The sequence below is a fragment of the Devosia pacifica genome (genome assembly GCF_014652635.1).
GTDB classification, from domain to species: Bacteria; Pseudomonadota; Alphaproteobacteria; order Rhizobiales; family Devosiaceae; genus Devosia; species Devosia pacifica.
On the sequence record NZ_BMZE01000002.1, the window covers coordinates 600,807 to 619,846 of the forward strand.

At 60.5% G+C, this 19,040-nt stretch carries 16 protein-coding genes; 3 read left to right on the forward strand and 13 right to left on the reverse strand.

What is annotated here, in order from left to right; all coding sequences use genetic code 11:
• Positions 1 to 6: 6 nt before the first annotated feature.
• From IE127_RS10055 to IE127_RS10080, 6 genes are all read right to left on the reverse strand, one after another.
• A complete protein-coding gene (locus tag IE127_RS10055) occupies positions 7 to 900 on the reverse strand; it encodes a MurR/RpiR family transcriptional regulator (protein WP_189425545.1) in 894 nt (297 codons plus the stop codon).
• A 25-nt stretch (positions 901 to 925) separates the two neighbouring features.
• A complete protein-coding gene (locus IE127_RS10060) occupies positions 926 to 2,005 on the reverse strand; it encodes an ABC transporter ATP-binding protein (protein WP_189425546.1) in 1,080 nt (359 codons plus the stop codon).
• An 89-nt stretch (positions 2,006 to 2,094) separates the two neighbouring features.
• Positions 2,095 to 3,273 (reverse strand): extracellular solute-binding protein, encoded by a 1,179-nt coding sequence (locus IE127_RS10065; RefSeq protein WP_189426087.1) that lies wholly within the window; start codon positions 3,271 to 3,273, stop codon positions 2,095 to 2,097.
• 142 nt (positions 3,274 to 3,415) lie between these two features.
• A complete protein-coding gene (locus IE127_RS10070; protein WP_189426088.1) occupies positions 3,416 to 4,258 on the reverse strand; it encodes a carbohydrate ABC transporter permease in 843 nt (280 codons plus the stop codon).
• Positions 4,259 to 4,350: 92 nt separating this feature from the next.
• Complete coding sequence (locus IE127_RS10075) at positions 4,351 to 5,238, reverse strand: carbohydrate ABC transporter permease (RefSeq protein WP_189425547.1); 888 nt, start codon at positions 5,236 to 5,238, stop codon at positions 4,351 to 4,353.
• Positions 5,235 to 6,404, reverse strand: coding sequence for a Gfo/Idh/MocA family protein (locus IE127_RS10080; RefSeq protein WP_189425548.1), 1,170 nt, complete (start codon positions 6,402 to 6,404; stop codon positions 5,235 to 5,237). The genes IE127_RS10075 and IE127_RS10080 overlap by 4 nt, the downstream gene beginning before the upstream one ends.
• Positions 6,405 to 6,737: 333 nt before the next feature.
• On the opposite strand from IE127_RS10080, the gene IE127_RS10085 reads away from it, so the two are divergent.
• The 3 genes from IE127_RS10085 (at position 6,738) to argC (ending at position 9,495) form a co-directional block, all read left to right on the forward strand.
• Positions 6,738 to 7,904: an MFS transporter gene (locus IE127_RS10085; RefSeq protein ID WP_244640092.1), complete on the forward strand. Its 1,167-nt coding sequence runs from the start codon at positions 6,738 to 6,740 to the stop codon at positions 7,902 to 7,904.
• A 100-nt stretch (positions 7,905 to 8,004) separates the two neighbouring features.
• Complete coding sequence (locus IE127_RS10090) at positions 8,005 to 8,493, forward strand: SRPBCC family protein (RefSeq protein ID WP_189425549.1); 489 nt, start codon at positions 8,005 to 8,007, stop codon at positions 8,491 to 8,493.
• A gap of 54 nt (positions 8,494 to 8,547) precedes the next feature.
• Complete coding sequence (gene argC, locus IE127_RS10095; protein ID WP_189425550.1) at positions 8,548 to 9,495, forward strand: N-acetyl-gamma-glutamyl-phosphate reductase; 948 nt, start codon at positions 8,548 to 8,550, stop codon at positions 9,493 to 9,495.
• 69 nt (positions 9,496 to 9,564) lie between these two features.
• On the opposite strand, the gene lpdA is transcribed toward argC, so the two are convergent.
• The 7 genes from lpdA to IE127_RS10130 form a co-directional block, all read right to left on the reverse strand.
• Positions 9,565 to 10,974: a dihydrolipoyl dehydrogenase gene (gene lpdA, locus IE127_RS10100; protein WP_189425551.1), complete on the reverse strand. Its 1,410-nt coding sequence runs from the start codon at positions 10,972 to 10,974 to the stop codon at positions 9,565 to 9,567.
• A 112-nt stretch (positions 10,975 to 11,086) separates the two neighbouring features.
• A complete protein-coding gene (locus IE127_RS10105) occupies positions 11,087 to 11,533 on the reverse strand; it encodes a hypothetical protein (protein WP_189425552.1) in 447 nt (148 codons plus the stop codon).
• Between the two features lie 163 nt (positions 11,534 to 11,696).
• The gene (gene odhB / locus IE127_RS10110; RefSeq protein WP_189425553.1) at positions 11,697 to 13,052 is read right to left on the reverse strand and encodes a 2-oxoglutarate dehydrogenase complex dihydrolipoyllysine-residue succinyltransferase; all 1,356 of its coding nucleotides are present in this window, start codon (positions 13,050 to 13,052) and stop codon (positions 11,697 to 11,699) included.
• A gap of 21 nt (positions 13,053 to 13,073) precedes the next feature.
• Positions 13,074 to 16,073: a 2-oxoglutarate dehydrogenase E1 component gene (locus tag IE127_RS10115; protein WP_189425554.1), complete on the reverse strand. Its 3,000-nt coding sequence runs from the start codon at positions 16,071 to 16,073 to the stop codon at positions 13,074 to 13,076.
• Between the two features lie 160 nt (positions 16,074 to 16,233).
• Positions 16,234 to 17,142 (reverse strand): succinate--CoA ligase subunit alpha, encoded by a 909-nt coding sequence (gene sucD / locus IE127_RS10120; protein WP_189425555.1) that lies wholly within the window; start codon positions 17,140 to 17,142, stop codon positions 16,234 to 16,236.
• An 81-nt stretch (positions 17,143 to 17,223) separates the two neighbouring features.
• Complete coding sequence (gene sucC, locus IE127_RS10125; RefSeq protein WP_189425556.1) at positions 17,224 to 18,417, reverse strand: ADP-forming succinate--CoA ligase subunit beta; 1,194 nt, start codon at positions 18,415 to 18,417, stop codon at positions 17,224 to 17,226.
• 17 nt (positions 18,418 to 18,434) lie between these two features.
• Complete coding sequence (locus tag IE127_RS10130; protein ID WP_189425557.1) at positions 18,435 to 19,019, reverse strand: hypothetical protein; 585 nt, start codon at positions 19,017 to 19,019, stop codon at positions 18,435 to 18,437.
• Positions 19,020 to 19,040 lie beyond the last annotated feature (21 nt).

Consider the following 19,040-nt stretch of genomic DNA (forward strand, 5'->3'; position numbering starts at 1 on the left):
TGTTGGTCAATCGCCCAATGGCTGGGCGTCATCTTCATCGCGGGTCAGAACCAGCTGGTGCTTGATGCGGCGCATGGCCCCGACGGCCGTTGCTCCGAGCCGCGTGGCTGTTGTTTGCGCGAGGATGTCGAGGAGCGCCATGAAGGCGTAGCGGCCGGTCGAGGGCTTAAGGATATCGGCGTGCTCTCGCCGATCGACGGTCAAAAGGATATCGGCTTCCTCTGCCACCGGCGACATCGACCGCGTGATAACGATGCGCGTATGGCCATATTCTCCGGCGGCGGCAAGAGCCCTTGAAAGACCGAGATTGTTGCCGCTGAGCGAAAATCCGATGATGACGGTCCCGTGTGGGGCGCCTGCCGCGCGCATCAGCTGGGTCTGGTGATCGACGGAAGCGGCGACCTTCAGCCCCAGCCTGAACAGGCGGGTTTCCGCCTCGATAGCCATCATCGAACTGGCGCCGCCCGAACCGAACGAGAGGATATGTTCGGCTGAAACGATCGCCCCGGCTGCCTGCTCGATCGCCTCGGCATCGAGAGTTTCAAAGACTTGATAGATCGTCGCCTGAATGTCTGTGACGATGCCGTGGCCGATTTCGCGGGCGGTCTGCGGGCCCGCCGGCGGCGTCAGGTAGCGCGAGCCGATATAGCGCGACTGTGCGAGCCTTACCCGGAAATCGGCATAAGAGCGGCAGCCGAGGCGGCGACAGAAACGTGTGACCGTTGGCGGCGAAACATCGGCGAGGCGCGCAAGATCAACAATCGACAGATTGAGGACGGAATCGACATCCGCCAGCACAATGTCCGTCAGCATCTGCTCGGAGCGCGTGAACGCATCGCGTTCGTTATGCAGCATGCCCACGAGATCGGGCGCCGTATCTGATGCAGAGGTGTCCATCATATCGATTACGGCGCCGGTGGTCGGTTCAGCGCACTGCCTGTCCGCTGGAATCGAACAGGTGCACATCGGCCTTGTTGAAGCCTATCGAAATCGGCGTACCTTCTTCGGCGCCTGGCTCGCCCTCGAACAGGGCTATGAAGGCTTCTGAACCCGGCACATCGGCATAAAGGATGGTGTGGATCCCGAGATGCTCGATCAGATTCGGCGTGATCGAGAGTGAGAAATTAGACTGCTCGAGCTTCAGGTGCTCAGGCCGTATCCCAAGAGTGACCTCTTCACCGGCAAGGCGCGGCGCATTGCGCTCCAGCGCCATTGTGCCGAGCTCTCCGAGATCGATCTCGACCTGCCCGTTCGCCGATTGCGTGCAGCGGCCCTTGATGAAGTTCATCTTCGGGCTGCCGATAAAGCCGGCGACAAAGATGTTGTCGGGGTGGTGATAAAGCTCGAGCGGCGAGCCGACCTGCTCGATCTCACCAAGCGAGAGCACGACGATCCGGTCGGCCATGGTCATGGCCTCGATCTGGTCGTGCGTGACGTAGATCATGGTCGATCCGAGGCGCTTATGCAGCTCCATCAATTCGACACGCATCTCAGAACGAAGGGCCGCGTCGAGATTGGACAGCGGTTCGTCGAAGAGGAAAATCTTTGGTTCGCGCACAATGGCGCGGCCGATGGCGACGCGCTGGCGCTGGCCACCCGACAGGGTGCCGGGGCGCTGCTGCAAGCGCTGATCGAGCTGCAGCACCTTGGCTGCGGCATCGACGCGTTTGTCGACTTCGGCCTGCGGCAGCTTTTCAACGCGCAGCGGGAAGGCGATGTTTTCGAATACAGTCATGTGCGGATAAAGCGCATAGGACTGGAAAACCATGGCGATGCCGCGTTTGACCGGCGGCAATTCGTTCACACGGTTGCCCTCGATATTGATATCACCCGAGGTCACCTCTTCGAGGCCGGCAATCATGCGCAGCAAGGTCGACTTGCCGCAGCCCGACGGACCGACGAAGACGATGAACTCGCCCTGAGTAACGTCGAGATCGACACCTTTGATGATCTCGGCATTCGCGAAGGACTTGCGAATGTTGGAAAGGGTGAGGGCGCTGGCCAAGACAGCCTCCGTGCAGCAGGCGCGGTATCACGCGCACAATCATCATGACAGGTGCGCCCCGCCGCCAGTGGCGGCGGGGCGCGGACAGATCACTTGAAGCGTTCAAGCTCGCTTGCAGCGCGTTCGAGAGCCTCCTGCGGCTCGGCCTGGCCGGTCACCACAGACTGCACCATTTCAATCATGGTGTTCTGCAGGCCCTGGTAGTCGGTGAACAGGGGCTCAGGGCCACCATATTCGATCGACTCGATGAACGGCACCCAGGTCGGGTCCTGCTCCATCATGGTGGTCACTTCCGGCAGCGGACGCAGCGGGGTGAGGCCGGCGCTCTGCTCGTATTCCCACTGGCGTTCCGGCGAGGTCAGGAACTTGGCCAGTTCGATGGCCTTTTCCTCACGACCCGTGCCGTTGAATACGGCCAGCGAGTCGGTGATCAGCAGCGTGCCTGGGCCTTCAGCGTCCGGGCCGAGCGGGAGCGGAGCAACGCCCCAGTTGATGCCGGCTTCGGTGGCCAGCTGGCCTGTCGAGATGGCGCCGTGAACCATGCCAAGGCTGCCGTCGAGGAAGATTGCGCGCACTTCATTCTGCTCGTAGGCCGTCGGGCCTTCTTCAGAATACTGCGTGATTTCCTGGATGGCTTCGAGTGCTGCCAGAACCTGCGGGCTGTTGAGGACGATATTGCCCTCATCATCGATCACCTGGCCGTTATTGGTGTAAACCCAATGAAGGAACTGGTGCATGGTGTTGTCGAAGGTCTTGGCAACAAGGCCAAAGCCGTCAGCGTCGGTGTTTTCCTCGATCTGCCTGGCGAAGTCGATTTCTTCTTCCCAGGTTGTCGGAGCCGTCTCCGGGTCGAGGCCGGCTTCTTCGAACAGGTCCTTGTTCCAGAACAGGGCCTTGGTCGAGAATGCGACCGGTACGCCCCACTGGGTGCCGTCGAAGCTGACGGTTTCCGGTACGTAATTGTAGTAAGCGTCCTGCTCTTCCTGGCTCATCGGAATCTCGACGATGAGGTCGTTGAGTGCGAGCTGCTTGAGCGTGCGCGAGCCAACATAGGCGAGATCGACCGGGCTGCCGGCGGCGGCGAGGGTGGTCACCTTATCCTGGCACTGGCCCCAGCCGACGGCCTCGGTGGCAACAGGCCAATCCGGATTCTGCTCTTCCCACTCTGCGATAAAGCCTTCCCAGGTCGGATCAACTTCGTCACCGCATACGGTGAAGCTGAGTTCCTCAGCCTGGACAGCACTGGTGACGCCGGCGGTACCGGACATCAGGACCAGAGATGCGAGCAGGAGTTTGCTGGTGTTTTTCACTATTAGTCTCCCTTGATTTCAACAACCCGAAGGCTGCGTTCCCCGGGCCGCTTTCAGTCGGTCGCGGCCCTGACCTTTCGCGGTGCGCCTGTGGCGCCCGCTATTGCTTGATGGCGCCTGCCGTGAGGCCGGCGACCAGATATCTCTGCAAGAAAACGATGACGACCATCACTGGCAGGATGCCAACGAAACTTGCTGCCATCAGCTCGTTCCACAGCACTTCCTGCCGGCCAAAGAACCCGAACAGACCAACCGGCAGTGGCATGTATTCCGTCTTGGAATTGAACGTCAGGGCGAAGATGAACTGCTGCGCATAGGCGCCGATGAAGGTCATGATCGAAATGACGACGATACCGGGCATGGCGAGCGGCAGGATTACGCGGCGCAGCGTATAGAGCCGGCTTGCGCCATCGGCCCATGCAGCTTCGTCGAGCTCGCGCGGAATCCGCATCAGGTAGGTGCGCAGCAGCCAGATCGACGAGGGAATGAGAAACGCGGCACCGGGGATGATCATTGCCCAGTAGGTGTTGAGAAGGCCCAGCGAACGCATCAACCGGAACAGCGGGATCAGCAGCACTGCGCCCGAGAACATGTTGACCGCAAGGAAAGCCCCCAGCATCACGCCGGCGCCGGTAAATTCGAAGCGCGCAAACGCGTAAGCTGCGGGCACCACGATGGCGATCACCATCAGCGTTATGACACTCGAGATGAAGAACGAGTTGAAGATGTGCAGACCGAGCGCGGGCACACTGTTCCACATGTCGAAATAGGCCTGGAATGACCCATTCTCCGGAATGAAATTGTACGGCGTCGAGAACAGCTGCGCCAGAGGCTTCAGCGAGACCAGAAAGCCCTCGATGAACGGTGCCAGCACGAAGATCAGGAACAGGGCTATGCCGGCGTATATGCCAACCACCTCGTACCAGGTATAGCGATCGATCATCGCCTTCTGGCTGCGCGCCTTGACCTTTGCCGGCGCTTTCTGCTCGGCGGAGGCAGTTGCAGTGGATTCGCTCGCGCTACGGGCCAATTCGGTCATCGTATCTGGCCTTTCGAGAGTTGGCGTACGGCTCGGAAATAGACGATGCAGAACAGTGAGACGAAGATACAGATCACGACTGCGCGGGCGGCACCCTCGCCATACCGGAACGAGCCGATCGCCGTGCGATAGGTGTCGATGATCATCGTCGTGGTCGACCCGGACGGGCCGCCCTGCGTCAGGATCCAGATGATGTCGAACGAGTTGAAGGTCGCAATCAGGCTCAGCAGCGACATGGTCAGCATGGCCGGCACCATCAGCGGCAGGGTCACGCGGCGGAAGCGGTACCAGCGGCCGGCGCCATCGGTCCACGCGGCTTCATAAAGATCCTTGGGGATCGATTGGAGCGCCGCCAGCAGGTAGATCGTGACCATGGGGACACCGATCCAGACGTCAGTAACGATTGTCGCCCAGAACGCCGTATTGCCATAGGCAAGGAACGGTAGTGGGCTATCACGAAGGCCGAAATTCTGCAGAAGTCCGGAGATCATGCCGAACTGACCGTTATACATCCAGCCCCACATGAAAATGCCGATCGCCATTGGCACGACCCAAGGCGGCATGGTGAGGATGCGGAAAACGGTCTGGCCAGGCACGGCTGCGTTCAGCAGGACTGCGCCGCAGGTGCCGATGATCATTTTCAACGCCACGGAGAAGAAGGTCCACACGAAGGTGCGGATGATCACTTCCGTGAAGTTGCCGGCGCTGAAGATGCGCTCGTAGTTTTCCCAGCCAATGAAATCGTAGGTCGGGCGCAGCGCAGCGTTCGTAAACGACAGGACAATGGTATCGAACAGCGGGTAGGCGACGATCGCGAGAATGTAGAGGGTTGCTGGGAGCAGCAAACCCAGCGCGAATAGGGTTGCGCTCTGCGACCTCGTCATGCTCGCCTCCGTGCCTGTTCGCCCTTCAGGGCTTCATCGAAACGCTGCCATATCGGCGCCATGTCGACAACACTGCGGGTGCGCCGCGCTTCGTCCATGGCCAATGCCAGCAGGCCCGCTTCCAAAGCGTCGATTACCGAGACTGGCAGAGGCACGCCGTCCGTCAAGTGCTTGCCGATATCTTCGGCCATCTGCTCGTCGGCACCATAGTGCGCTGAAAGGTCCGAGGTCTGGTAGGTTTTATCGACAAGCCGCTTGGATGTGCGCGCGTCAGTGAGCTTGAAATAATTGCGCACGAAATCGCCTTCAGCCTGACCTTTTGCGCCGAGCACCGCAAAGTGACGGAAATCGTCCGGCACGTTCATGTTGGTGTGAAAGGACAGCGCGGCGCCGTTTTCGTATTCCACAAGCGCAGTCTGGAAATCGATAATGTCGCCATCGCCGTCAAAGACCTTGTCGCTTCCTTCCCAACCGGAAGGCTTGCGATGGTAGACCTCGAGGTCGTTGATGCCGTCCTTTTCAGGGGCATTTTCAGGGATGAAGGCTTTGCGGCCGCCAAAGCTCGAAACGAAAGCCGGGCGGCAGCCCATAACGCCGTTGTAAAGATCAAGATCGTGGCAGCACTTCTCGAGCATAAAGCTGCCGGAATATCGCTCGTACCGGCGCCAGTCGCGCTGGAAGAAGGCGCCGTGGTAGGGCGGGATCGTCTCGGAGGCTTCAATCGAGACAACATCGCCGATTGCGCCCTCGGCTTGAGCCTTGCGCAGATCGACATAAAGCGGGGCATACCGAAGCACGAGACCAACCATGATTTGATCCGCCGGATGCTGGCCGATCAGGCCCGCCAGCTCCAGCGTCTCCTCGATGGTGGTCACGACGGGCTTTTCAGAGAAGATCTTTAGGCCGCGATCGAGGCCGATCCGCAAATGCTCGAGATGCATATGGTTGGGCGAGCCGATCATCAGCATGTCGAGCTGCTCGGCATCGAGCATTTTCTCGAGCGTCTCGTAAGACGAGCCGATCTTCACGCCATGCTGTTCTGCATAGTCTTTGCCAGCCGGTGCGGGGTCGACATAAGCCGCCACTTCGAAGCCCGGCACCATTTGGGTGAATACCCGGGCGAGATAGCCGAGCCGAAAACCAAGGCCGACAATACCAACACGCATACGTTAGGCTCCCTCGTAGACGTCCCCTCAGACGCCTCATCGTGTAAACGATTTTCAGAGGTTAGGATTGAGCGCGTGCCCGAGTCAACTCCTAATTGCAACCATTCTAATACCAGTGCATTCGCCGGCGCAAGGCGGTCTCAAGCTGGAGATTTCGCCCAAAAACTGGGCTTGATGCGTAGAGTTGCAGCAGAGGTTTTGCGCATAACTTGATGGGAAGACGTGCATCGGGTTTACTTTGGTATTGTTTCGGTGGTTTGATCTGTGGGCGCTAATACGACAAAATGTGAAAATCCTGAACATGCCGACCGCAATGTAATGAGGCCCCAGCTCATGTCCGATCGCCTGGTTCAGCGCCTGACAATGCTGGTGTTTTTCTTGCAACCGCTGGCTCTCGGCAGCTGGCTTGTGCGTATCCCGGATGTGCAGGACAAGCTCGATCTCGGACCGGGAGCATTGGCCGTTGCGCTGCTGGGTCTGCCGTGTGGGACATTGGCCACCCTGCCGTTTGCAGGGCCGCTGATCGGGCGGATCGGGGCGCGTACAGGCATCATTGCGGGGTTCGTCTACTACTGTGTCGCGATCAGCCTTCCGGCATTCGCGAGCGACAGCACCCAGCTCTTTGTTGCGCTGGTTTTCGCCGGGTCCTCCGTTTCGTTTGTCGAGCTTGCTCTCAACGTCAAGGCGGATCGGGTTGAAAAGGCCACGGGCCGCATGATCATGACCACTTCGCACGGGTTTTGGTCGCTCGGCATAATGGCCGGCAGCCTTATCGGGTCGGGCTTTGCCGCGATCGGGCTTGCAGCCCACTGGGCAGTCCTGCTGGTAGCCGCAATTTCCCTGCCGCTTGGGGTTGCGAACGGTGTTGTGTTGCCGCGTTATCCTGCCGAGGAAGCGCCGGAGGTTGAAGGCGGTGGCAAGCGCTCCGCCTGGAGTCCACCAAGTCTTGCGCTGCTCGGGATCTGCCTGTTCACGTTTGGCGTGACGATGACCGAAGGTGCCATGGCGGATTGGTCAGCGGTCTTCCTGCGGGAAACGTTCAGTTCGGATGGCGGGCAGGCCGGTCTCGGCTATTCTGTGTTCGCCTTCATGGTGGCGGCAGGCCGGTTCTGCGGCGACTGGTTGCGTGCACGCTATGGGGCAGTGACGCTCGCACGCGGATGCGGGGTTTTTGCCTTGGCCGGCGTGACGCTGCTGATTGTGTCGCCCAATGTTGCGGTGGCGATGGTCGGCTTTGCGGTCGTGGGGGTCGGCGTTTCCGTTGGATTTCCGTTGGCCGTCACCGCTGCAGCCGCGCTTGGAGACCGTGCCGCCTCTGCCAATGTCGCGGTTCTCTCCTTCATGGCGCTATTGGGATTTCTCGTCGGACCGCCTGTCATCGGGTTCATCGCCGAGCATTTCGATATGCGGGCAGGGCTCGTCGCGTTGCTGCCGGTCTTGCTGGTCAGCCTGCTGCTCGCGGGCAGGCTGCGGTCGCGCAAGACAGGCATGACCTCGTAAGCTGAGCCACCTCCGGCACGCTCGGATGTCGCTTCAGTCGAACAAACCCACGTTTTCGACGTTCTGTAACAGGGACTGGTCCTGGGCAAAGGAGAATCGGGTGTCGAACGAAGCAACACTGGAAGCCAAGGTTACACATCATTTTTCCGCGGATCCGGACACCATATTCATGGCGCTGACGCAGGAAGAAACAGTGCGGCGCTGGCATCACGCTTGGCTAGGCGCAATGGGCTTGCCGGACGAGGTGGTGCGCTGCGATGTCGATGCCCGAGAAGGTGGCAGTTTTGAAATGATCGGCAGACGGGATGAGGACGAAATCCGGCACGCCGGTCGCTTCGAAGTCCTCGACCGGCCGAAGCGGCTTCGATTCAACTGGTCTGTCGGAAGCGCCTCGACTGAGGGTGGCTCAACCGTCACCATAATCCTTGAGACGGCGCCGGACGAGGACGGAACGAACGCCACTCTTTACCAGGAGCTTCCCAATGCCTCTGAGGAGGCAGCCGCTCAAGCCGAACAGGGCTGGCTCGCCATGCTCGGCGCTATCGACGGCACGCTGCGCAAGATGCCACAACCCGACAGCGACGCTTGACCGGGGGATGCCTCCGGGCCATCTAGCGGGCATGATGAAACAAGAGGGTGCGAGATGGCAAAGGTCTTCATCGACGGCGAGGCCGGGACGACGGGATTGCAGATACGCGATCGGCTCGCAGCGCGTTCCGATCTCGAGGTCGTCTCGATCGCGCATGAGAAGCGCAAGGATCTTGAAGAGCGGCGGCGGCTGCTGAACGAGGCCGATATTGCCATACTGTGCCTTCCGGACGATGCGGCGCGTGAAAGCGTGTCGTTGATCGAGAACGAGCGCACGCGGGTGATCGATGCTTCCACCGCTTTTCGAACCGCTGATGGCTGGACCTATGGCTTTGCCGAAATGGCGGCAGGACAGGACAGGGCTATTGCTGACGCTAAGCGCGTGTCGAACCCCGGATGCTGGCCCCAGGGGGTAATCGCGACTGTGCGCCCGCTGATCGAGGCTGGGCTGTTGCCGAAGACCTATCCTGTGACGGTCAACGGTATTTCCGGCTATAGCGGCGGCGGTCGCACGATGATCGAGGATTACGAGGCCCGGGCCGATGCGGCACCCCGCTTCATGCCGTATGGGCTGGGTTTCAACCACAAGCATCTGCCAGAGTTAAAGCGCTATGCCGGGCTTGCAGGCGATCCGCTGTTTGCGCCTGCGGTCGGCGCCTTTGCGCAGGGCATGCTGGTCTGCGTGCCACTGCAGCTCGGGCAGCTCGAGAGCGTACCGAGCGCCGGCCAGCTCCACGAAGCGATCGTCGACTACTACGCCGCCATCAATGCGGGTTTCGTCAGCGTAGCGCCGTATGAGGCGATTGAGAAGTCCGCCGATCTCGACCCGCAAAAACTGAACGGTACAAATGAAATGCGTCTTTACGTCTTCGGCAATGACAGCCGGGCGCAGGCGCTGCTGGTCGCGGTCTACGACAATCTCGGCAAGGGCGCCTCGGGCGCGGCCGTTCAGAATCTTAATCTGATGCTTGGGGTCGATCCGGCGACGAGCCTTGCAGCCTGATTGGCAAGCACCAGAATGCGGTAATTAAAGGACTGCCAAGCATTGCTCGGCAGTCCTTTTTGTATGCGTTTAGATGTGAATTGCGCCGTCGCCGAGAGCCAGTGCTGCTTCACGCACGGCCTCAGACAATGTCGGGTGCGCATGCGTTGTCCGCGCAAGGTCCTCGGATGCCCCGGAGAATTCCATCAGCGTGACCAGCTCATGGATCATCTCGCCGGCGTTCTTGCCGATGATGTGCGCGCCGAGAACACGATCGGTCTCGACATCGGCAAGGATTTTCACGAAACCCTGCGTGGCAAGCATGGCCTTGGCGCGGCCATTGGCGGTGAACGGGAACTTGCCGGTCTTGTAGTCGATTCCTTCCGCCTTCAGTTCGTCCTCGGTCTTACCGACCGATGCCACTTCGGGATTGGTGTAGACGACCGACGGGATGGCGCCATAGTTGACGTGCCCGGCCTGGCCGGCGAGCAGTTCGGCGACCGCGATGCCCTCGTCCTCGGCCTTGTGGGCCAGCATCGGACCGGCGATGACATCGCCAATGGCATAGACACCTTCGACAGAGGTCTGGTAGTGCCGATCGACCCGCACCCGCCCCCGCTCGTCGAGGGCGACGCCTGCGTCTTCAAGCCCGAGCCCATCGGTATATGGCTTGCGCCCGATTGCCACGAGGGCGACGTCAGCAGGAAGAGCCTGCGCATCACCGCCCTTGGCGGGTTCAATGTTGACAGCAAGCTGTCCGTCTTCGCCGCGGTCTATGCCGGTGACCTTGCTCGACAAATGGAAAGTCATGTTCTGCTTTTGCAGCATGCGCTGGAAGTTGCGCGCCACTTCGCTATCCATGCCGGGCAGGATGCGGTCGAGATATTCGACGACCGTGACCTTGGCACCAAGACGAGCCCAGACTGAGCCGAGCTCGAGCCCGATGACGCCGGCGCCGATGACGACCAGCTGATCGGGGACCTTGTCGAGCGCAATCGCGCCGGTCGAAGACACGATCTGCTGCTCATCGATCTCGATGCCGGGCAGGCTGGCTGGCACCGAGCCGGAAGCGATGATGATGTTGCGTGTCTCGATCTCGCTCGCGTCACCAGACTCGGGAGTCACCGACACCTTGCCAGCGCCAACGACCTTGCCGGTGCCCTGAAAGCCGGTGATCTTGTTTTTCTTGAACAAATAATCGATGCCCCCGACATTGGAGGCAACGGTATCGTCCTTGTGCTTCATCATCTGCGGCAGATCGAGCTTGGGAGTGCCGACATCGATCCCAAGCTGCTTGAAACTGTGGCCGGCTTCCTCGAACATTTCCGAAGCGTGCAGCAGGGCCTTTGAGGGAATGCATCCGATATTGAGGCAGGTGCCGCCATAAGTCGGCCACTTCTCGACGACCGCTACCTTCATGCCGAGCTGTGCCGCCCGGATCGCCGCGACATAGCCGCCGGGCCCACTGCCGATCACGGTGACATCGAATTTCTCAGCCATAGCATTGCCCCTGATTTGCCTGTAGGTGCCGCGCCCTGCGGCGCTTTGATCGTCTGATCCGGTTTAGCTCAGCCGCCTCGCCGGAGAAAGTGCCTATTGCCGCCTGCCGGCTCTATTGCCGCGTAACAGCGCGTGCCTCTTCGAGCAGATCCGGCATCCTGTTGTCGATATCGAGATCCTGACTGGTGACGTCCTCGATGAACTCGCTGCAGAACGCCGATTTGTCGGCGGCGGCGTTATAGGCGCTCATGATCTGTGTGCCGCTATAGGTTTCGGCTTCTTCGACCTGTTCGGGGGCTGCCCCGCCAAGGCGCTCGATAACCCGGTCGGCAAGATCCAGATAGCTGACATTGCGCAGGTACCAGTTGTCGGCAGCCTCGAGATAAGCACCGTCGAGGCCTGTGGTTTCGTAGCAATGGGTCGACATAACGGAGACGATGGTTTCTGTGCCGTGAAACGCCAACAGGCGGTCGATCAGCCGGTTATCGTCCTGCGCCATGGCAAGGCAGCTGGTGGTGCCGGCAAGCAGCACACCCAGTGACAGCGAGCGAAGATGCATGAAGATACTCCAATGTTCAGTCTGCCGCGACTTCACGCTTTGATGCTCAACAAAACCCTAACAGGACGAAATCGTGAGGGAATGTGAATAGCTGCCGCACAGAAAAGGACTTCGGGTGTGGAAAAGACAACGGCCCGCCGGAGGCAGGCCGTTGCAGCGTCAGCTAGAGATCCAGCACCAGACGCTCGGGCGCCTCGAGGCTTTCCTTGACGCGCACCAGGAAGGTCACGGCCTCTTTTCCGTCGACGATGCGATGATCATAGCTGAGTGCCAGATACATCATCGGGCGAACGACGATTTCGCCGCCGACGACCACAGGGCGTTCCTGGATCTTGTGCATGCCGAGAATACCCGACTGCGGGGCGTTGAGAATGGGTGTCGACATCAGCGAGCCATACACGCCGCCATTCGACATGGTGAACGTGCCGCCCTGCATGTCAGCCATCGCCAACTGCCCGTCGCGCGCCTTCTTGCCAAGATTGCCGATTTCCTTTTCGATTTCAGCAATCGACTTGGAGTCGGCGTCGCGGACCACCGGAACAACAAGCCCCTTGTCGGTACCAACGGCCACGCCGATATGGGCGTAGTTCTTGTAGATGATGTCGGTACCGTCGATCTCGGCGTTAACGGCCGGAATCTCCTTGAGCGCTTGCACAACAGCCTTGGCGAAAATGCCCATGAAGCCGAGCTTCACGCCGTGCTTTTTCTCGAACAGCTCTTTGTACTGGCTGCGCAGGTCCATCACCGGCTTCATGTCCACCTCGTTGAAGGTGGTGAGCATGGCGGCGGTGTTCTGAGCATCCTTGAGGCGGCGCGCAATGGTCTGGCGCAACCGGGTCATCTTGACGCGCTCTTCGCGCGCATCGTCTTCGACGGCGACCGGTTCGCGCTTGGCTGGGGCAGACTTGCCGTCCTGCTGCTGCGCCTTGGCCTCGGGCCGCTCAGCCGGGGAGGCGTCGACGGTGCCGGGGACGGGCGGCACGGGGGCAGGCGCTTCGGATTTGTCGCCACCATCGCGCAGGGCTGCCAGCACGTCTTCCTTGAGAATCTGACCGGACTTGCCCGATCCGGACACATCGCTGTCGGAAAGATTGTTTTCCTCCATCAGCTTGCGCGCAGAGGGTGACGGACCACGATCGGACGGTTCGGCTTCGGCCGGTGCCGGCTGCTCGTTCGCATCCGGGGTGGCAACCTGCTGGCCAGCGGTCGCGTCGGGCTTTTCCTCGGGCGCTTCCTTTTTGGCTTCTGGCTGGGGCGCGCTTTCACTTTTGGCACCAGCGCCGTCACCGCCAATGGCGCCGAGAAGTGCTCCAACGTCTACCGTGTCGCCGGGATTTGCCGAGATCGCCTCGAGAACGCCGGCGGCCGGTGCCGGCACTTCGACGGTCACCTTGTCGGTTTCGAGTTCAACCAGCGGTTCATCAGCGGCGACATTATCGCCCACCTGCTTGAACCATTGCCCGATCGTAGCTTCGGTGACGCTCTCTCCCAGCGTCGGCACGCGGATTTCTGTCGACATGTTTGATCCTTTGTCTGTGCCTTAGTCGGCGAAGGCGTCGTCGAGGAATGCCTGCAACTGCGCCAGATGCGTCCGCATCAGGCCGGTTGCGGTGGAGGCCGACGCCGGCCGCCCCACATAGCGAACACGCTGGCCCGTACGGCCGAGCTGGTCAAGAACCCACTCGACATAGGGCTGGATGAAGGACCATGCGCCCATGTTCTTGGGCTCTTCCTGGCACCATACCACCTCTGCGTTGGCGAAGCGGTTGACCTCGTCGAGCACTGCCTTGGCCGGGAACGGATAAAGCTGCTCTACGCGCAGCAGGTAGACATCGTTGATGCCACGCTTCTCACGGTCCTCCAGGAGGTCATAATAGACCTTACCCGAACACAGGATCACACGGCGGATCTTGTCATCCGCGGCAAGTTTGATCGAGGTCTTTGCGGGGCCGGGGGTTTCGGCGTCGTCCCAGAGCAGGCGGTGGAAACATGAATCCTCGCCCATTTCCTTGAGGGTCGAAACAGCCTTTTTGTGACGCAGAAGCGATTTCGGCGTCATCAGGATCAGCGGCTTGCGGAAGTCACGGGTGACCTGCCGGCGCAGCACGTGGAAATAGTTCGAGGGCGTCGTGCAGTTGGCGACTTGCATGTTGTCTTCTGCGCAAAGCTGCAAGAAGCGCTCGGGACGTGCCGAGGAATGCTCGGGTCCCTGACCTTCATAGCCGTGTGGCAGGAGCATCACGAGGCCGGACATCCGGAACCACTTGCGCTCACCCGAGGAGATGAACTGGTCGATCACCACCTGCGCGCCGTTGACGAAATCGCCGAATTGGGCTTCCCAGATGGTCAAAGCCTGCGGCTCGGCCAGCGAATACCCGTACTCAAACCCGAGCACCGCTTCTTCCGAGAGCATCGAGTTGATGACCTCGTAGCGGCACTGGTCCTCATTGAGGCTGTTGAGAGGGGTGTAGGTGGCGTCGTTGGTCTGGTCGTGGAGGACCGAGTGACGCTGGCTGAATGTGCCGCGTTCGACGTCCTGCCCGCTCAAGCGGACAGGGTGACCCTCGGTGACCAGCGTGCCGAATGCCAGAGCTTCAGCGGTTGCCCAGTCGATGCCCTCACCGGACTCGATCATCTGCTTGCGGTTGTCCATGAACCGCTTGATGGTGCGATGAATATTGAAGCCTTCAGGCACACGCGTCAGACGTTCGCCGATATGCTTGAGGGTTTCGACCTCAACACCGGTGTCGCCGCGGCGCGGGCCTTCCTGTTCGGCCTGCTTGAAGTTCTTCCAGGCGCCGTCCAGCCAGTCCGCCTTGTTGGGGCGGTAGTCGTTACCGGCTTCGAACTCGGCTTCCAGCCGTTCTTTCCACGCCGTCTTGTCCGCCTCGATCTCCTCAGAGGTCATCAGGCCTTCGTCGATCAGCTTTTGCCCATAGATCTTGAGGATCGAGTCGTGGCTGCGGATCTTGGAATACATGATCGGCTGGGTGAAGCTCGGCTCATCACCCTCGTTATGCCCGTAGCGGCGATAGCAGAACATGTCGATCACTACGGGGCGACCGAACTTCTGGCGATACTCGACCGCCACCTTGGCGGCGAACACGACGGCTTCGGGATCATCACCGTTCACATGAAAGACCGGCGCCTCGATCATCTTGGCGACGTCGGTCGGGTAAGGTGACGAGCGGGAATAGAGAGGGGAAGTGGTGAAGCCGATCTGGTTGTTGATGACGAAGTGGATTGAACCGCCGGTGCGGTGTCCGCGCAGCCCAGAAAGGCCAAGACATTCGGCGACGACGCCCTGTCCGGCGAAAGCCGCATCGCCATGCAGCAAAAGCGGCAGCACGGTCGAGCGGTCAGGCCGGCCTTCCTTATCAAAATTCGCCAGGCGCCCCTCGGGGGCCATGTGCTGGTCCTGCTTGGCGCGGGCCTTGCCGAGAACCACCGGATCAACGATCTCGAGGTGGCTGGGATTGGCAGTCAGCGACAGGTGCACCTTGTTGCCGTCGAACTCGCGGTCTGACGAGGCACCGAGGTGGTACTTGACGTCGCCCGAGCCTTCGACGTCCTCCGGATAGAACGAGCCGCCCTTGAACTCATGGAACAGCGCGCGGTGCGGCTTTGCCATCACCTGCGTCAAGACATTGAGCCGGCCGCGATGGGCCATGCCGAGAACGATGTCCTTGATGCCGAGCGCGCCGCCGCGCTTGATGATCTGCTCGAGTGCGGGGATCAGCGCCTCGCTACCATCAAGGCCGAAGCGCTTGGTGCCGGTGTATTTGACGTCGAGAAACTTCTCGAAGCCTTCGGCCTCGATCAGCTTGTTGAGAATCGCCTTCTTGCCGCGGGCGGAAAAGGTGATCTCCTTGTCCGGTCCCTCGATGCGCTCCTGAAGCCAGGTCTTGGCTTCGGGATCCGAGATATGCATGAACTCGATGCCGAGCGTTCCGCAATAGGTGCGCCTCAGGACATCGAGCATTTCCGGGATCGTCGCGAATTCGAGCCCGAGATAATTGTCGATGAAGATACGACGCTCAAAGTCGGCCTCGGTGAATCCGTAAGAGACCGGGTCGAGTTCGGGCGCTGGCTCCTCGGCCTTGAGCTTGAGCGGATCGAGATCTGCGTGCAAGTGCCCGCGCATGCGGTAGGCGCGGATCATCATGATGGCGCGAATGGAGTCACGTGTCGCCTGCAACACGGCATCGGTCGAGGGGGCATGGGCACCCTCCGAAGCGGCCTTTTTCGCGACGGCCTTTTCAGTCTTGACCGCTACCTCGCCCCAGTCACCATCGAGCGCTGAAACAAGATCGCTATTGGGCGTCTGCGGCCAGTCGTTACGGGCCCAAGAGGGGCCATCGGCATTGGCCGCAACGTCCGTGCCATTGTCTTCGAGCTTCGAGAAGAAGGATTCCCAGGTGGCATCCACGCTGCCGGGATCGTTCTTATAGCGGGCATACAACTGCTCGATGTAGTCGGCGTTGCCACCGTAAAGGAACGAGGTCAGCAAGAACGTGTCGTTCTTTTCCTGTCGTGTCATTTGTTTGTGTGACGAGGCTGTGTCCTCGCCATCCTTCTCAACTCGCCGAATGTGCCGGCATCCTGTCCGGTCAGTTTGCCCCGAGTCTGACCGCTCATCCTTTGTATCGCGTTAACCCTGAGCGGGCGCCCCGTTCGCCCGCTCCTCGCCAAATCGTGACTCAGCCCTTGAGGACTTCAGAAAGCGTCGTGCCAATGCGTGCCGGCGATTTCGAAACCTTGATACCGGCCTTTTCCATCGCCTCGATCTTGTCTTCTGCACCGCCCTTGCCGCCGGAAATAACGGCGCCGGCGTGGCCCATGGTGCGGCCTGGAGGAGCAGTCAGTCCAGCAATGAAACCGGCCATCGGCTTCTTGCGGCCCTTTTTGGCCTCGTCGATCAGGAACTGGGCGGCGTCTTCCTCGGCGCTGCCGCCGATCTCACCGATCATGATGATCGATTCGGTTGCGTCATCCGCGAGGAACATCTCGAGCACATCGATGAATTCCGTGCCCTTTACCGGGTCGCCGCCGATACCGACAGCGGTGGTCTGGCCGAGGCCTTCATTGGTTGTCTGGAACACTGCTTCATAAGTAAGCGTGCCTGAGCGCGAAACAATGCCCACCGACCCCTTCTTGAAAATCGAGCCCGGCATGATGCCGATCTTGCATTCTTCTGGGGTCAGGACACCCGGGCAGTTCGGTCCGAGCAGACGCGAGTTGGACTTCTCCAGGCGGCGCTTGACCTTCACCATATCGGTAACCGGCACACCTTCGGTGATGCATACGATCAGCTCGATCTCAGCGTCGATCGCCTCCATGATCGCCGCGCCGGCGCCGGCGGGGGGTACGTAGATCACCGATGCGTTCGCGCCGGTCTTTTCCTTGCCCTCGGCGACGGTCGAAAAAATCGGCAGCGTCGCCGAAGCGTCGAGCCCCGAGGTCCAGGTTTCGCCGCCCTTCTTGGGGTGGGTGCCGCCGACCATCTGGGTGCCGAAGTAGGCCAGGGCCTGCTCGGTATGGAAGGTGCCGGTCTTGCCGGTCAGGCCCTGCACGAGAACCTTGGTGTCTTTGTTGACGAGAATGGACATGAAGTGCGGTCCTTCGGGAGCTGAATGGTTTCATGAAGCCCCGGACGTGCCGGAGGCGAGGGGCCGTATGGCCGCCTCCGGCTATTTCTTCACGGCTTCGACGATCTTTTGTGCAGCGTCATCGAGGTCGTCGGCGGAAATGACGTTGAGCCCGGACTTGTCGAGGATTTCCTTGCCTTCTTTGACGCGTGTGCCCTCAAGACGAACAACGAGCGGCACCTCAAGGCCGACTTCCTTGACGGCCGCGATGACGCCTTCGGCAATGACATCGCAACGCATGATGCCGCCGAAGATGTTGACGAGGATGCCTTTGACGGCCGGGTCGGCAGTGATGATCTTGAACGCTGCGGTCACCTTCTCCTTGCTGGCGCCGCCGCCGACATCGAGAAAGTTCGCTGGCTCTGCGCCATAGAGCTTGATGATATCCATGGTCGACATCGCGAGCCCGGCGCCATTGACCATGCAGCCGATATTGCCATCGAGCGCGACATAGGCGAGGTCGTATTTCGACGCCTCGATCTCCTTGTCGTCCTCTTCGCTGAGATCGCGCATGTCCGCCCATTCTTCGTGGCGGAAGGCGGCGTTATTGTCGAACGACACCTTGGCATCGAGAACCCGCAGGTGCCCGTCTTCCATGACGATTAGCGGATTGACCTCAAGCAGGCTCATGTCGTTTTCAACGAAGGCCTTATAGAGCGCCGGAAACAGCGATTTGGCGTCTTCAGCCGCGTCGCCATCGAGCTTGAGTGCCAGAGTGATGCTGTCGATGTTTTCCGGTGTGACGCCGGTATCGGGATCCACCGCGACCGTGATGATTTTCTCCGGGGTTTCTTCGGCGACGGCCTCGATGTCCATGCCGCCCTCGGTGGAGACAACGAAAGAGACGCGGCCCGTGGCGCGATCGACCAGCAGCGAGCAGTAAAGCTCACGCGCGATATCGGCGCCATCCTCGATATAGAGGCGGTTGACCTGCTTGCCGGCAGGACCAGTCTGCTTGGTCACGAGCGTGTTGCCAAGCATCTCGCGGGCATTGGCGACGACCTCGTCGATGCTCTTGGCAAGGCGAACGCCGCCTTTCGCATCTGCGCCCAGTTCCTTGAACTTGCCCTTGCCGCGTCCGCCTGCGTGGATCTGGCTCTTGACCACGTAAAGCGGGCCGGGAAGCGAATTTGCGGCGCTCTCAGCCTCATCGGCCGAGTGTATGGCAACGCCTTCGGCGACTGGCGCGCCATAGGTTTTCAGCAGCGCCTTGGCCTGATGTTCGTGAATGTTCACAGAAGGCTCCTTCGGGACTAGTCCAGCCGATTAGCGGCATTGAATTGTGCAACCATGCTGCCCGCGGGTGCAACCACCTCGGCGGTATCAGTGCTGCAATCGAAATAGCGGGCCATGGTCGCGATACCTCGTGCGATCCCGTTGGCCTGATCCTCGCTGGCGTCGACCACACCGACCACGCAACCGGGCGCGCCCTTGTGGCCCACCTGGCTTACGACCAGTGCCTGGGCACTACGGCCGTCGACATCGATGAAGAATCTGAGAATTGCGGCGGCAACGCCGGCATCGTCGATGCGCCACTCAATGGTTTCGCCGGGGCCGTTAAACGCGGTGAAGCTTTCGAACGAACCGCTGTCGATGCCAAAATCGACGTCGATGCGGGCATCACCCTCGCTGACGAAAACCGGAAGCCCTTGATAGCCCGGGCAGCGCGCATCAAACCCGCCGCCTTCATATTCGGCGAGAATCTCGCAGCTGTCGAAATCGAGGTTGGTATAAACGCTGTCGTCTGCAGTGGCGGGCACCACAATGCCAGCCAGAACGGCAGCGGTGAGGATGCACCTTGCCGTCCCGACCAGTCCTGAGCGCAACGCTTGAAGCACGAGGCTTCTCCAACCAATGAC